The organism is Streptomyces sp. L2, assembly GCF_004124325.1.
Taxonomy (GTDB): Bacteria; Actinomycetota; Actinomycetes; order Streptomycetales; family Streptomycetaceae; genus Streptomyces.
Genome location: NZ_QBDT01000001.1, coordinates 5,614,663 through 5,628,373 on the forward strand (window position 1 = coordinate 5,614,663; position 13,711 = coordinate 5,628,373).

The 13,711-nt window shown below is 69.7% G+C and carries 12 protein-coding genes; 7 read left to right on the plus strand and 5 right to left on the minus strand.

The features are described from left to right. Positions 1–41: 41 nt before the first annotated feature. Positions 42–506 (plus strand): MerR family transcriptional regulator, encoded by a 465-nt coding sequence (locus DBP14_RS25035; protein WP_129309364.1) that lies wholly within the window; start codon positions 42–44, stop codon positions 504–506. Here the strand turns inward: DBP14_RS25035 and DBP14_RS25040 are convergent, their stop codons facing one another. From DBP14_RS25040 to DBP14_RS25050, 3 genes are all read right to left on the minus strand, one after another. Next, positions 507–1,352, minus strand: coding sequence for a DUF4429 domain-containing protein (locus DBP14_RS25040; protein ID WP_129309365.1), 846 nt, complete (start codon positions 1,350–1,352; stop codon positions 507–509). It abuts the gene before it with no gap. A gap of 86 nt (positions 1,353–1,438) precedes the next feature. Next, positions 1,439–2,656, minus strand: coding sequence for an alpha/beta hydrolase (locus DBP14_RS25045; RefSeq protein ID WP_129309366.1), 1,218 nt, complete (start codon positions 2,654–2,656; stop codon positions 1,439–1,441). A 114-nt stretch (positions 2,657–2,770) separates the two neighbouring features. Continuing rightward, positions 2,771–3,415 (minus strand): TetR family transcriptional regulator, encoded by a 645-nt coding sequence (locus DBP14_RS25050; protein ID WP_129309367.1) that lies wholly within the window; start codon positions 3,413–3,415, stop codon positions 2,771–2,773. A 109-nt stretch (positions 3,416–3,524) separates the two neighbouring features. Here DBP14_RS25050 and DBP14_RS25055 point away from each other — a divergent pair, with 109 nt between their 5' ends. Continuing rightward, complete coding sequence (locus DBP14_RS25055; protein ID WP_129309368.1) at positions 3,525–5,168, plus strand: MFS transporter; 1,644 nt, start codon at positions 3,525–3,527, stop codon at positions 5,166–5,168. Between the two features lie 693 nt (positions 5,169–5,861). Here DBP14_RS25055 and DBP14_RS25065 read toward each other — a convergent pair. After that, complete coding sequence (locus DBP14_RS25065; protein ID WP_129309370.1) at positions 5,862–6,605, minus strand: potassium channel family protein; 744 nt, start codon at positions 6,603–6,605, stop codon at positions 5,862–5,864. Positions 6,606–6,775: 170 nt separating this feature from the next. Then, the gene (gene aceE, locus DBP14_RS25070; protein ID WP_129309371.1) at positions 6,776–9,523 is read right to left on the minus strand and encodes a pyruvate dehydrogenase (acetyl-transferring), homodimeric type; all 2,748 of its coding nucleotides are present in this window, start codon (positions 9,521–9,523) and stop codon (positions 6,776–6,778) included. A gap of 402 nt (positions 9,524–9,925) precedes the next feature. On the opposite strand from aceE, the gene DBP14_RS25075 reads away from it, so the two are divergent. From DBP14_RS25075 to DBP14_RS25095, 5 genes are all read left to right on the plus strand, one after another. Continuing rightward, positions 9,926–10,363 carry a DUF3052 domain-containing protein gene (locus tag DBP14_RS25075; RefSeq protein WP_164992402.1) on the plus strand — a complete coding sequence of 146 codons (438 nt, stop codon included), beginning with the start codon at positions 9,926–9,928 and terminating at the stop codon, positions 10,361–10,363. A 137-nt stretch (positions 10,364–10,500) separates the two neighbouring features. Further along, on the plus strand, positions 10,501–10,959 hold the full coding sequence (locus DBP14_RS25080; RefSeq protein ID WP_129309373.1) for a peroxiredoxin: 459 nt from the start codon (positions 10,501–10,503) through the stop codon (positions 10,957–10,959). Between the two features lie 139 nt (positions 10,960–11,098). Beyond that, the gene (locus DBP14_RS25085; protein ID WP_129309374.1) at positions 11,099–11,674 is read left to right on the plus strand and encodes a TerD family protein; all 576 of its coding nucleotides are present in this window, start codon (positions 11,099–11,101) and stop codon (positions 11,672–11,674) included. A 106-nt stretch (positions 11,675–11,780) separates the two neighbouring features. Then, the gene (locus tag DBP14_RS25090; RefSeq protein WP_129309375.1) at positions 11,781–12,359 is read left to right on the plus strand and encodes a TerD family protein; all 579 of its coding nucleotides are present in this window, start codon (positions 11,781–11,783) and stop codon (positions 12,357–12,359) included. 76 nt (positions 12,360–12,435) lie between these two features. Beyond that, positions 12,436–13,581 (plus strand): DUF475 domain-containing protein, encoded by a 1,146-nt coding sequence (locus DBP14_RS25095; RefSeq protein WP_129309376.1) that lies wholly within the window; start codon positions 12,436–12,438, stop codon positions 13,579–13,581. Positions 13,582–13,711: the final 130 nt, after the last annotated feature.

The window sequence follows — 13,711 nt, forward strand, 5'->3', positions numbered from 1 at the left end:
CGCTTGCCTGGAGTGCACTCGAAGGCCATAGCGTGGGGGCCATGACGGTGATGCAGACCACGCCCGCGGACACCGACCGGACCACCCCGGCCCGCCTCTGCTCCGGCCCTCCCCGGCGCCATCCCCGCCCCGACGGCAAGGACCAGTACACGATCAGCGAGGTCGTCGCCTGCACCGGCCTGACCGCGCACACCCTGCGCTGGTACGAGCGGATCGGCCTGATGCCGCACGTCGACCGCTCCCACACCGGCCAGCGCCGCTACAGCAACCGCGACCTGGACTGGCTGGACTTCGTCACCAAGCTCCGCCTGACCGGCATGCCGGTGGCCGACATGGTCCGCTACGCCGAACTGGTCCGGGAGGGCGAGACGACGTACGCAGACCGCCGCGACCTCCTGGAGTCGACCCGCCGGGACGTCCTGAACCGCATCGCCGAACTCCAGGACACCCTGGCCGTACTGGACCTGAAGATCAGCTTCTACGCCCAGGGAGGCGCGAAGCGCTAGTCACAACTCCGCCAGCAGTTCCGCCTTCTTGACGGAGAACTCCTCGTCCGTCACCAGCCCCGCCCGGTGCAGCTCGCCGAGGTGCCGGATGCGTTCGGCGATGTCGGCGGGGTCGCGCCGGGCCGGCGCGGGTATCGCCGGGACCGGCCCCCGCGCCCGGACCGCGGCCAGGACCGCCGCGGCGAACGGCAGCGACTCGTGGACCGGGCCGTAGCCGAGCCCGAACACCACCGCGGCCGGATCCTGGTCGGCCGGCACGGCCTCGCCGGAGGCGTCGCGGGGGAGGAGCCGCAGGTGCCCTTCGAAGACCTCCGGCGAGCGCCACTCCACCCCGCCGAGGTCGGCGACGGTGAAGCTCCGGTCGCCGCCCTTCCACTTGGCCGAGGACGCGCCCGTCCAGGACCAGCGGAACTGCACGGCCGTACCGTCGAAGGACGCCTTCGCGTCGTACGCCTTGAACTGCAGCGGAGCCTCGGGAGCCGCCACCAGGTAGCGGTCGGCCGGACCGGACTCGGTCAGCAGGCCCTTCAGCTCGTCCACGTAGTACTCGGCGAGCGTCTCCCGCCCGGTCGGCAGCACCAGGCGGTACGGATCGCTGCCCTCGCGCAGCTGTCCGGCCGCCGCGTCCATCAGCGGATCGGCGCCCGGCCGCGGCCGGGCCCGCAGGACCACCGTGCCGCGCCTGCCCGGCGTGAGCGTCACCTCGTCGAGCGCGGCCAGCGGCACGCGCCGCTCGCCGAGCGCCTGGAACAGCCTGGGTGTCCGAATCCCCCGTTCGTAACGGATGAGCACGGAGTCGGACTCGAACTCCCAGGCGGCATGAAAACCGGCCAGTACGTCACCCATGCGGCTCATCGTATGCGGCACGTGCCCCTCCGTCGCCACCCGCGCAGACCGCACTTCCTGCTGTTTCTACGCGCGTTCGCCCGTTTCTACGCGTGTCCGGTCAAAGCCTCGCCGGAAACACCGGCGAGGCACGCATCGTCTCCGTGGGCGCAGCTCACCGCGCCGTACGCGCCGACCGCCACGTCGGCCAGGTTCTGCAGGCTGTCGGTTCCCGGCTGGAAATAGCCGCTGTGCCCCTGAGCGTCACGCGAGGACAGCAGACGCGCGCCGTACCCCGAGGACATCGGATCGGCCCCGTGGCCGAGCCCGCCGACCTCCAGGTACGGAACGTCCTGCACCCAGTCCGTGGCGTCCCGCATGGCCCACAGCCGGGCCGAGGTGTGCAGGTGGGAAGCCTTCGAGACGCGCAGGCCGGGGCTCGCGGCCACCGCGATGTCGGTCACCCGGGCGGGCATGTCGTGCGCGGCGACCCCGCAGAGCACCGAGCCGTAGCTGTGGCAGACCGTCGTCACGGGGGCGTGGCCGGGCAGGGCGCGCAGCAGCGCGTTCAGCCGTACGGCGCCCTCCTCGGCGCGCATCGCGGTGGCCGCGTCGACGCCGAGCCCGGCGGGGGCGGTGTAGTCGGCCCAGGCGATCACCGCCGTACGCGTGCCGGGGCGTGCCGTGCGCTCGGCCGCGTACAGCGCCTCGGCCATGCCGACCGGGGCGCTGTACTGGCGGTACGTCTTCTGGAAGGTGAGCAGGTCGGTGTCGACGCCGGGGACAACGACGGAGATCCGCTGCGCCTTGGTGAGGTTCCCGAACACCTCGGCGACCCGGCCGGTGCCCTTCGGGTCGAACGCGAGGATCTGCCGGTGGTCGCGCATCAGCGACTCGTACCGGTGCATGCGCCGACTCGCGTCCTGGTGCCCGACCGCGGTGAGGCGTTTGTCGTGCATCCGCTCCCGCTCGGCCCGGCGTGCCTGGCCGAGCGCGATGTGGTTGGCGCGGTAGCGCAGGGTGACCGGCGCGCCGTTCATGTTGCCGACGGCGAGCGGATAGCGGTGGGCGAGGCGGTCGCGGTCCCGGGGGGTGAGCGAGGCGAAGAAGCGGGTGAGCCGCGCGGGCGCCGCCTCGGGGTCCGGCAGGTGCAGCCCGTGGATGCTTCCGTGCTCCCACTTGGCTATCGAGGCCTGCAGGGCGGACGGCGGACGGTGACTGCGCAGGGCGGTCCAGCCGGTCGTCGCGAGCATCACGAACACGACGGCCAGGGCCAGCAGCGCGCGCCAGACGTTCAGTTGCGGGGAGGTTTCGAAGGAAGTCACTGGGAGGACACACTAGGAGAACGGGAGGGTCTCGGGGTAACCGAGTGACAGGGATCACGTTTCACCCGATCCATGGATCACGTGAGCTCCGGCAGCGGTCACCTGCCCAACGGCTCAGCCCGTCCGCCAGTTCCCCGTCAGCGCCGGGCCCACCTGATCGAGGTACGACGCGGTGAGCGCGCGGATCGCCTCCAGGCTGAAGTCGTCGCCCGTGCTCCACTGCCGTTCGGTGACCCGGATCACGGCCCCGAACACCGCCACGGCGAGCCGCGGCCGCGGATCGGACGCCGCGTCCACACCCTCCCGCGCGGCGAGTTCACGCGCGATGGTCTCCTCCGTGGCGGCGGAGCGGCGCAGATGGGCGGCGAGCAGGGCGGGCGTCGACTCGATCGTCCGGTACATGCGCAGGTACAGCTCCACCGGCACCGCCGACTCCACCGTCTCGCGGATGGCGTCCCAGCCCTCCAGCATCGCCTGCCGCAGCGCCTCCATCGGCGCCTCGTCCGCGGGGCGCTCCCGTACGGCCGCCACGAAGTGAGCCTCCGTCATCTCCTGTACGGCGAACGCCACGTCCTCCTTGCCGGCGAAGTAGCGGAAGAACGTGCGCTGCGACACGTCGACGGACTCGGCGATCTCGTCGACGGTGGTGCGCTCGTAGCCCTGGGTGGTGAACAGTTCGAGAGCGGCCCGCAGCAGCGCCTCCCTGGTCCGCCGCTTCTTGCGCTCGCGCAGCGTCTCCGGCGTCTCCAGCGTGTCCATGGCCTCTCCTGTACGGCGTCCTTCCCGTTCACCCTATGTCCATGTGATGTCAGTTACCGACTAGTGAAATGGTTTGTCAACTGTCAGTGGCTGTCACTAGCCTCGAAGTATGACTAGTCAGACCACCATCGACACGACCGGTCCGGGGGACGGCGCGGCAGTCGAATCGGAGCCGGCCGCGGCCGCGGGGCTGCGCGGGCACCCCTGGCTCACCCTGATCACCGTCGCCGTAGGGGTCATGATGGTGGCCCTGGACGGCACCATCGTGGCCATCGCCAACCCGGCCATCCAGAAGGACCTGCACGCGAGCTTCTCGGACGTGCAGTGGATCACCAACGGCTACTTCCTGGCCCTCGCGGTGTCCCTGATCACCGCGGGCAAGCTCGGTGACCGCTTCGGCCACCGGCAGACGTTCCTCATCGGTGTGACCGGCTTCGCCGCCGCCTCCGGTGCCATCGGCCTGTCGAACAGCATCGCCGCGGTCGTCACCTTCCGCGTCTTCCAGGGCGTGTTCGGCGCGTTGCTGATGCCGGCCGCGCTCGGCCTGCTGCGGGCCACCTTCCCGGCCGAGAAGCTCAACATGGCGATCGGCATCTGGGGCATGGTGATCGGCGCGTCCACCGCGGGCGGCCCGATCCTCGGCGGTGTCCTCGTCGAGCACGTCAACTGGCAGTCGGTGTTCTTCATCAACGTGCCCGTCGGCGCGCTCGCCCTGCTGCTCGGCCTGCTGATCCTGCTCGACCACCGCGCCGCTCTCGGGCGGAGCCCGGAAAACGGGCACAGCGCCCCCCGCTCCTTCGACCTGCCCGGCATAGCCCTGCTGTCCGGTGCGATGTTCTGCCTGGTCTGGGCCCTCATCAAGGCCCCGGCCTGGGGCTGGGGCGACGGCAGGACGTGGGCCTTCATCGCCGGTTCGGTGCTGCTCTTCGCCCTCTTCGCGTTCTGGGAGACCAAGGTCGCGGAGCCGCTGATCCCGCTCGGCCTGTTCCGCTCCGTCCCGCTCTCCGCGGGCGTGCTGCTGATGGTGCTCATGGCCATCGCCTTCATGGGCGGCCTGTTCTTCGTCACCTTCTACCTGCAGAACGTGCACGGCATGAGCCCGATCGACGCCGGCCTGCACCTGCTGCCGCTGACCGGCATGATGATCGTCGGCTCCCCGCTGGCCGGAGCGATGATCACCAAGCTGGGCCCGCGCATCCCGCTGGCCGGAGGCATGGTGGCCACCGCGGTCGCCATGTACGGCATGTCGACGCTGACGGCCGGCACCGGCAGCGGTGTCATGTCGGTCTGGTTCGCCCTGCTCGGCCTCGGCCTCGCGCCGGTGATGGTCGGCGCCACCGAGGTCATCGTCGGCAACGCGCCGATGGAGCTGTCCGGTGTCGCCGGCGGACTCCAGCAGGCCGCCATGCAGATCGGCGGCAGCCTCGGTACGGCGGTGCTGGGCGCGGTGATGGCCTCCAAGGTCGACAGCGACCTGCCGGGCAACTGGGCCGGCGCGGGCCTGCCGAAGCTGACTCCGGCACAGCTGCACCAGGCCTCCGAGGCGGTCCAGGTGGGCGCGGCACCGGTGACGAAGGACATGCCGGCGGCGATGGTCGCGAAGATCACCGAGGTGGCGCACCACACCTTCATCTCCGGCATGAGCCTGGCCTCGCTGGTCGCGGCGGGCGTCGCGGCGGTGGCCGTGTTCGTCGCGCTGTTCACCAAGCGGGGTGCGAACGTCGAGTCGGGGGCGGGCGTGGGTCACATCTGAGCGAGGTTCCCCTATCAGGGTGACTCCGCTAAAGATCCCTCGCCTCGGGCGCGCGCCGCAGGTCACAGTGGGTCACGTCCTCCGCAGGGCCCTCCGGGCGGCGGCGGACGACCGGGCCACGGCGCGCGCCGCAGGAGGGGGGCGACGCGCGCCGGCCTCCGGCGGTTCCACGAACTCCGGCCCACTGCCGAGTGCGGGCACGCAGTGGCTCGTCGCGCAGTTCCCCGCGCCCCTTAGGGGTGGCTGCCCCGCCTGCGCCGTCTTGGCCTGCGGGCCGGTCGTGGTTGCTCGCGCAGTTCCCCGCGCCCCTTAGGGGTGGCTGCCCCGCCTGCGCCGTCTTGGCCTGCGGGCCGGTCGTGGTTGTTCGCGCAGTTCCCCGCGCCCCTTAGGGGTGGCTGCCCCGCCTGCGCCGTCTTGGCCTGCGGGCCGGTCGTGGTTGCTCGCGCAGTTCCCCGCGCCCCTCAGGGCCGCCGCGCCGTCTTCGCTCGCGGGCGCGCTGTGGCCGCTCTCGCCCGCGCGGCGGAGCCGTAAATCGGCACAGCCCCGCGGCCCTGACGGGGCGCTGCCCCCCTTGGCTGCGGGCATGCGTGCCTCCCCCAGTGCCTTAAGGGCCTGGGGGACCCCCAGGGCGGCACGGGTGGGCGCAGCGGCACCCTGCGAGCGCAGGTGAGTGAGACCGACCCCCGGCCGAGCTCAGCCCCGCTGCTCCTGGCGCTCCGCCGACAGCGCCGCCACCTCCGCCCGGAGCAACCGAATCTCCTCGGCCAGCGCAGCGATCGCCTCCGTCTGTCGCCGCTCCTCCACATCATCCTTCTCGAACCGCGCGATGAACCAGGCCGCGATATTCGCGGTGACCACACCCAGCAGCGCGATCCCGGACAGCATCAGCCCGACCGCGATCACCCGCCCCAGCCCCGTGGTCGGCGCGTGGTCCCCGTACCCCACGGTCGTCATCGTGGTGAACGACCACCACACCGCGTCACCGAGCGTCCGGATGTTCCCGTGCGGCGCCGTCCGCTCCACGGACAGCACGGCCAGCGACCCGAACATCAGCAGCCCGACCACGGACCCCACGACATACGTCGTCAGCCGGATCTGCGGAGCCATCCGCGCCCGCCGCCCCACCAGCAGCAGCGTCGACACCAGCCGCAGCAACCGCAACGGCTGCAGCACCGGCAGCACCACCGCGCACAGGTCCGGCCAGTGCGTCCGCACAAACTCCCTGCGCCGCGGAGCGAGCCCGAGCCGCATCAGGTAGTCCACGGCGAACGCACCCCACACCACCCACTCCACACCCGTACACACGACCGTCAGCCGGTGCCCCGCAGAGCTGTCCACGATCGGCACGGCATAGGCAACAGCGAACGCCAGAGCAAGCCCCAGCAACGGCCGCTGAGTACACCGCTCCCACCGAGCCTGCCCCGACAGATCGTCCATCAGCGCATCGTAGGACCAGGCAAGCGCCCCGAAGGGGCGCGGGGCTGTGCCGATATGCGGCTCCGCCGCGCGGGCGCGACCAGCCACAGCGCACCCGCACCCGCACCCGGCGACGCAAGCCGCACGAACCCGCGCCCTCACCTACCAGCCGGCCAAAGCCGAGCGCAGCGCTACGCGTCGCCGCCCGCCGCCCCCGGATCCGCCGCCGTCACGTCGAGGAGCTGGTACCGGTCGATCGCCTGCTTCAGCACGGACCGGTCGATCTTCCCGTCCCGCGCCAGCTCGGTCAGCACGGCCACCACGATCGAGTGCGCGTCGATGTGGAAGAACCGCCGCGCCGCGCCCCGGGTGTCGGCGAAGCCGAAACCGTCCGCGCCGAGCGACTGGTACGTCCCCGGCACCCACCGGGCGATCTGGTCCGGAACCGACCGCATCCAGTCGGACACGGCCACGAACGGCCCCTCCGACCCGCTCAGCTTGCGCCTCACCCACGGCACCCGCTGCTCCTCCTCCGGATGCAGCAGGTTGTGCTCCTCGCAGTCCACGGCCTCGCGGCGCAGCTCGTTCCAGGAGGTCGCCGACCACACGCCGGCCCTGACGTTCCACTCCTCGGCGAGGATCTTCTGCGCCTCCAGGGCCCACGGCACGGCCACACCGGACGCCATGATTTGCGCCGGGATGCTGCCGCCGGGCCCCTCGCCGAGCCGGTGGATGCCCTTGACGATGGCCTCGACGTCCACGTCGGCCGGCTCGGCCGGATGCCGGATGGGCTCGTTGTAGACGGTGAGGTAGTAGAAGACGTCCTCACCGTGCGGGTGTTCGGCGTCCCCGCCGTACATCCGGCGCAGGCCGTCCTGGACGATGTGCGCGATCTCGTAGGCGTACGCCGGGTCGTACGCCACGCACGCGGGGTTGGTCGAGGCCAGCAGCTGCGACTGGCCGTCCGCGTGCTGCAGCCCCTCACCGGTCAGGGTCGTACGGCCCGCGGTCGCGCCCAGGACGAAACCGCGCGCCAGCTGGTCGGCCATCTGCCAGAACTGGTCACCGGTGCGCTGGAAACCGAACATCGAGTAGAAGACGTAGACCGGGATCAGCGGCTCGCCGTGCGTGGCGTAGGCCGAGCCCGCCGCGATCAGCGAGGCCGTGCAGCCCGCCTCCGAGATGCCGTCGTGCAGCATCTGGCCGGTCGGCGACTCCTTGTAGGCGAGCAGCAGGTCCCGGTCCACCGACTCGTACTGCTGGCCCAGCGGGTTGTAGATCTTCGCGCTCGGGAAGAAGGAGTCCATGCCGAACGTGCGGTACTCGTCCGGCGCGATCAGCACGAACCGCTTGCCGATCTCCTTGTCCCGCATGAGGTCCTTGAGCAGTCGTACGAACGCCATGGTGGTGGCGATGGACTGCTGACCGGAACCCTTCTTCACGGTCGCGTACGTCTTGTCGTCCGGCAGCGGGAGCGGCTTGGAGCGCACCACGCGCGTGGGCACGTAGCCTCCGCAGCCCATGCGGCGGTCGTGCATGTACTGGATCTCCTCGGTGTCCCGGCCCGGGTGGTAGTACGGCGGCGGGCCGGACTCCAGCTCCTTGTCGGAGATCGGCAGGTGCAGGCGGTCCCGGAAGCGCTTGAGGTCGTCGACCGTCAGCTTCTTCATCTGGTGGGTGGCGTTGCGGCCCTCGAAGTTGGGGCCCAGCGTCCAGCCCTTGACCGTCTTGGCCAGGATGACCGTCGGCTGGCCCTTGTGCGCCTTGGCCGCCGAGAAGGCCGCGTAGATCTTGCGGTGGTCGTGGCCGCCGCGGCCCAGCATCAGGATCTGGTGGTCGGTCATGCCCTCGACCATCGCGCGCAGCCGGTGGTCGTCACCGAAGAAGTGGTCCCGGATGTAGGCGCCGGTCTCCGTGGCGTACGTCTGGAACTGGCCGTCCGGCGTCGTGTTCATCTTGTTGACCAGGACGCCGTCCCGGTCCTGCGCGAGCAGCGGGTCCCAGGTGCGGTCCCAGATCAGCTTGATCACGTTCCAGCCGGCGCCCCGGAAGACCGACTCCAGCTCCTGGATGATCTTGCCGTTGCCGCGCACCGGCCCGTCCAGGCGCTGCAGGTTGCAGTTGACCACGAACGTCAGGTTGTCCAGGCCCTCCCGGGCCGCGATCGACAGCTGCCCCAGCGACTCCGGCTCGTCCATCTCGCCGTCGCCGAGGAACGCCCACACGTGCGAGTTGGAGGTGTCGGCGAGGCCGCGCGCCTCCATGTAGCGGTTCATCCGCGCCTGGAAGATCGCGCCGAGCGGACCGAGGCCCATCGAGACCGTCGGGAACTCCCAGAAGTCCGGCATGGAGCGCGGGTGCGGATAGCTCGACAGGCCGTCGGGGTACTTCGACTTCTCCTGGCGGAAGCCGTCCAGCTGCTCCTCGGTGAGCCGGTCCAGCAGGTACGCGCGCGCGTAGATGCCGGGGGAGGCGTGGCCCTGGAAGAAGACCTGGTCGCCGCCCAGGCCGTCGTCCTTGCCGCGGAAGAAGTGGTTGAAGCCGACGTCGTACAGCGAGGCGGAGGACGCGAACGTGGCGATGTGGCCGCCGACGCCGATGCCGGGGCGCTGCGCGCGGGAGACCATCACGGCCGCGTTCCAGCGGGTGGCGTTCAGGACCTTGCGCTCGATCTCCTCGTTGCCGGGGAAGAACGGCTCGTCCTTGGTGGCGATCGTGTTCACGTAGTCCGTGCTGCGCATCTCGGGCACGGCCACGCGCTTCTCGCGGGCCCGCTCGATCAGCCGCAGCATCAGGTACCGCGCCCGCTCCCGGCCGCGCTCGTCGACGGCGGCGTCGAGGGAGTCGAGCCACTCCTGGGTTTCCTCGGGATCGAAGTCAGGAACCTGACTCGGAAGGCCGCCAATGATGATCGGGTTGCGATCGGATCCGGAAGCCACGCTGTTCCTTACCTGTCGGAGGGCCGCTTGTCTTCTCGTGTTTCTCGCGTTCGTGCTCGCCTACATCGTCCTCATGGTCCACCCCGGGGCGACGTACGTCATCTGTACCGGTCAAAACGCAACGATACGCCCGGGGTGTGACGTGGTTGGCAAAGCTGTTCGAGAGGGTCAGCCGGTCGAGGATTCCGAACCGTGCAAACCGGGCACATCGGTGTGATGTGGCGGGCGCGGAATCGGGGTACGGTGCCAGAAGTTGCGGCGACACGGCCCGGATCGTCACTGTTTCGGCGGTCTGGAGGGCCGGGTACTTGCGCGATCCGTCCCGCCCGTGTGGACTACGGCCAATGCTTCGCGCACGCGCGTGGCTGAGATATTCACCAAGACATGATCAGGAGGCAACCCGTGAGCGCGACCGCGGACCACGCGGAGGAGCGGACGAACCCTGCCGTCAGGCTGGGTTTCCAGCCCGGGCAGGTGGTCCAGGAGATCGGCTACGACGACGATGTCGATCAGGAGCTCCGCGAGGCCATCGAGGGCGCCGTCGAAGGCGACCTGAAGGACGAGGACTACGACGACGTGGCCGACGCCGTCGTGCTGTGGTTCCGTGACGACGATGGAGACCTGACCGATGCGCTGGTGGATGCCACCACGTACATCGAAGAGGGCGGCGCCATCCTGCTCCTCACGCCGAAGACCGGCCGTGACGGGTACGTGGAGGCGAGCGAGATCTCCGAAGCCGCCACGACCGCCGGCCTGACGGCGTCCAAGAGCGTCAGCGTGGGCAAGGACTGGAGCGGCTCGCGCCTGGCGACGCCGAAGGCGGCCAAGTCCAGGAAGTGACCCCCGGCTGAGCGCCGCCCCCCGGACGGGCTGGATTTCGCCCCGGCCCGTCCGGAGTCCCCGGTGATCGCTGCGTAGGCTGGTCGGGAGCGCGACACGCGCTCTCACCCGAACAGCCCACCGAAAGGGATGCACACATGGCGATCCAGGTCGGCGACAAGGCGCCCGACTTCGAGCTCAAGGACAACCACGGCCGCACCGTGAGGCTCTCCGACTTCCGCGGTGACAAGAACGTGGTGGTGCTCTTCTACCCGTTCGCCTTCACCGGCGTGTGCACCGGCGAGCTGTGCGAGCTGCGCGACAACCTGCCGAAGCTCGCGGACCGCGACACCCAGCTCCTCGCCGTCTCCAACGACTCCATCCACACCCTGCGCGTCTTCGCCGAGCAGGAGGGCCTGGAGTACCCGCTGCTCAGCGACTTCTGGCCGCACGGCAACGTCTCGCGCGCGTACGGCGTCTTCGACGAGGACAAGGGCTGTGCCGTCCGTGGCACCTTCATCATCGACAAGGAGGGTGTCGTGCGGTGGACCGTGGTCAACGGCCTGCCGGACGCCCGCGACCTCGGCGAGTACGTGAAGGCGCTCGACACCCTCTGAGCACTCCGCGGTCCGACACCTGCGAAGTTTCGGGTCCAGGGTCTGCGGGGGCGGGAACCCGTCACTAGGATCGGCACGTTGATCCCATATCCGAAAGCACGACGGGGCTCCCCGCCCCCGGACACCACTTGGAGGACTCGTGGGAGTCAGCCTCAGCAAGGGCGGCAACGTTTCGCTGACGAAGGAGGCCCCGGGCCTGACCGCCGTCATCGTCGGTCTCGGCTGGGACGTGCGCACCACGACCGGCACGGACTTCGACCTCGACGCCAGCGCGCTGCTGGTGGACAGCTCCGGCAAGGTCAGCAGCGACCAGAACTTCGTCTTCTTCAACAACCTCAAGAGCCCCGACGGCTCCGTGGAGCACACCGGTGACAACATCACCGGTGAGGGCGAGGGCGACGACGAGCAGATCAAGGTGAACCTGGCCGGCGTCCCGGCCGAGATCGAGAAGATCGTCTTCCCGGTCTCGATCTACGACGCCGAGAACCGCCAGCAGTCCTTCGGCCAGGTGCGCAACGCGTTCATCCGCGTCGTCAACCAGGCAGGCGAGCAGGAGATCGCCCGGTACGACCTCAGTGAGGACGCCTCCACCGAGACCGCCATGGTCTTCGGCGAGCTGTACCGGCACGGCGCCGAGTGGAAGTTCCGCGCCATCGGCCAGGGCTACGCCTCGGGCCTGCGCGGCATCGCCCAGGACTTCGGCGTCAACGTCTGATCCCGGCAGGGTTACGACGCCCTCACCGTCCGGCGCCGCACCGTTTGGGGGCGGCGCCGGACGCGCAGGACAACCAGGAAAGCATCATCAGGGGAGGACCAGCATCATGGGCGTCACACTCGCCAAGGGGGGCAACGTCTCCCTCTCCAAAGCCGCACCCAACCTCACCAACGTGCTGATCGGCCTCGGCTGGGACGCGCGCTCCACCACCGGAGCCCCCTTCGACCTGGACGCCAGCGCCCTGCTCTGCGGCGCCACGAACCGGGTCCTGGGCGACGAGTGGTTCGTCTTCTACAACCAGCTCACGAGCCCGGACGGCTCCGTCGAGCACACCGGCGACAACCTCACCGGCGAGGGCGAAGGCGACGACGAGTCGATCCTGGTCGACCTCGGCAAGGTCCCCGCCCACTGCGAGAAGATCATCTTCCCCGTCTCCATCCACATGGCCGAGGAACGCGGACAGGCCTTCGGCCAGGTCTCCAACGCGTTCATCCGCGTCGTCAACCAGGCCGACGGCCAGGAACTCGCCCGCTACGACCTCAGCGAGGACGCCTCCACCGAGACCGCGATGATCTTCGGTGAGCTGTACCGCTACCAGGGCGAGTGGAAGTTCCGTGCGGTGGGGCAGGGGTACGCGTCGGGGCTGCGCGGCATCGCTCTAGACTTCGGAGTCAACGTTTCGTAAAGCCGCCTACGGCGCGGGGGACACCCTCCCCCAGACTTCGTCTGGGAGGGACCCCCAACACACGATGGGGTAGCCAGTGCTTCTCAAAACCTTTGGCTGGTCGTTCGCGGTCACCGCGGTCGGTCTGGTCGCGGCGGCGTTCTACGGGGGGTGGACCGCCCTCGGCATCGTGGCGATCCTGGCCGTCCTGGAGATCTCGCTGTCGTTCGACAACGCGGTGGTCAACGCCGGAATCCTGAAGAAGATGAACGCCTTCTGGCAGAAGATCTTCCTCACGGTCGGCGTGCTGATCGCGGTCTTCGGCATGCGGCTGGTGTTCCCCGTCGTCATCGTCGCCATCACCGCCAAGATGGGGCCCATCGAGGCCGTCAACCTGGCGTTCAATGACAAGGACAAGTACCAGCAGCTCGTCACCGACGCCCACCCGGCGATCGCGGCCTTCGGTGGCATGTTCCTGCTGATGATCTTCCTCGACTTCATCTTCGAGGACCGGGACATCCAGTGGCTGCGCTGGATCGAGCGGCCCCTGGCCAAGCTCGGCAAGGTCGACATGCTGTCGGTCTGCATCGCCATGATCGTCCTGCTCATCACCTCCTTCACCTTCGCCACCCACGCCCACCAGCACGGCGGCGCGCACGTGGACAAGGCACAGACCGTGCTGATCGCCGGCATCGCCGGCCTGATCACGTACATGGTCGTCGGCGGCCTCTCCGGCTACTTCGAGGACCGGCTGGAGGAAGAGGAGGAGCGGGAGCACGAGGCCGAGGAAGAGGCCGCCCGCACCGGCAAGAAGCGCTCCGCGGTCGTCCTGGCCGGCCAGGCCGCCTTCTTCATGTTCCTCTACCTGGAAGTCCTGGACGCGTCCTTCTCCTTCGACGGCGTCATCGGCGCCTTCGCCATCACCAACGACATCGTCATGATGGCGCTCGGTCTCGGTATCGGCGCCATGTACGTCCGGTCCCTCACCGTCTACCTGGTCCGCCAGGGCACCCTCGACGACTACGTGTACCTGGAGCACGGCGCCCACTACGCCATCGGCGCGCTGGCCGTGATCCTCATGGTCACCATCCAGTACGAGATCAACGAGGTCATCACCGGTCTCGTCGGCGTCATCCTGATCGCCTGGTCCTTCTGGTCCTCCGTCCGCCGCAACCGCGCACTCGCGGCCGAGGAGGGGAACGCGGGATCGGACGACAAGGCCGAGGTGCCGTCCGGGGTCTGACCCTTACGGGCAACATCCGGGTCGTGACGGGGTGTGACAGCCCCCTCCGCGAGGAACGCTCTTGTCGGGGCGGCCGACACGGTCGGCCGCCCCGACGGCTTTACGGCATCGGGTGCATGGGGGGCGGGAC

Excerpts from the sequence above, each read along its gene's own strand:
- DBP14_RS25065 (WP_129309370.1), bottom strand. The coding sequence starts at position 6,605 with ATGGACGATCTGTCGGGGCAGGCTCGGTGGGAGCGGTGTACTCAGCGG.
- DBP14_RS25080 (WP_129309373.1), top strand. The coding sequence starts at position 10,501 with ATGGCGATCCAGGTCGGCGACAAGGCGCCCGACTTCGAGCTCAAGGAC.
- DBP14_RS25050 (WP_129309367.1), bottom strand. The coding sequence starts at position 3,415 with ATGGACACGCTGGAGACGCCGGAGACGCTGCGCGAGCGCAAGAAGCGG.
- DBP14_RS25035 (WP_129309364.1), top strand. The coding sequence starts at position 42 with ATGACGGTGATGCAGACCACGCCCGCGGACACCGACCGGACCACCCCG.
- DBP14_RS25040 (WP_129309365.1), bottom strand. The coding sequence starts at position 1,352 with ATGGGTGACGTACTGGCCGGTTTTCATGCCGCCTGGGAGTTCGAGTCC.
- DBP14_RS25090 (WP_129309375.1), top strand. The coding sequence starts at position 11,781 with ATGGGCGTCACACTCGCCAAGGGGGGCAACGTCTCCCTCTCCAAAGCC.
- DBP14_RS25055 (WP_129309368.1), top strand. The coding sequence starts at position 3,525 with ATGACTAGTCAGACCACCATCGACACGACCGGTCCGGGGGACGGCGCG.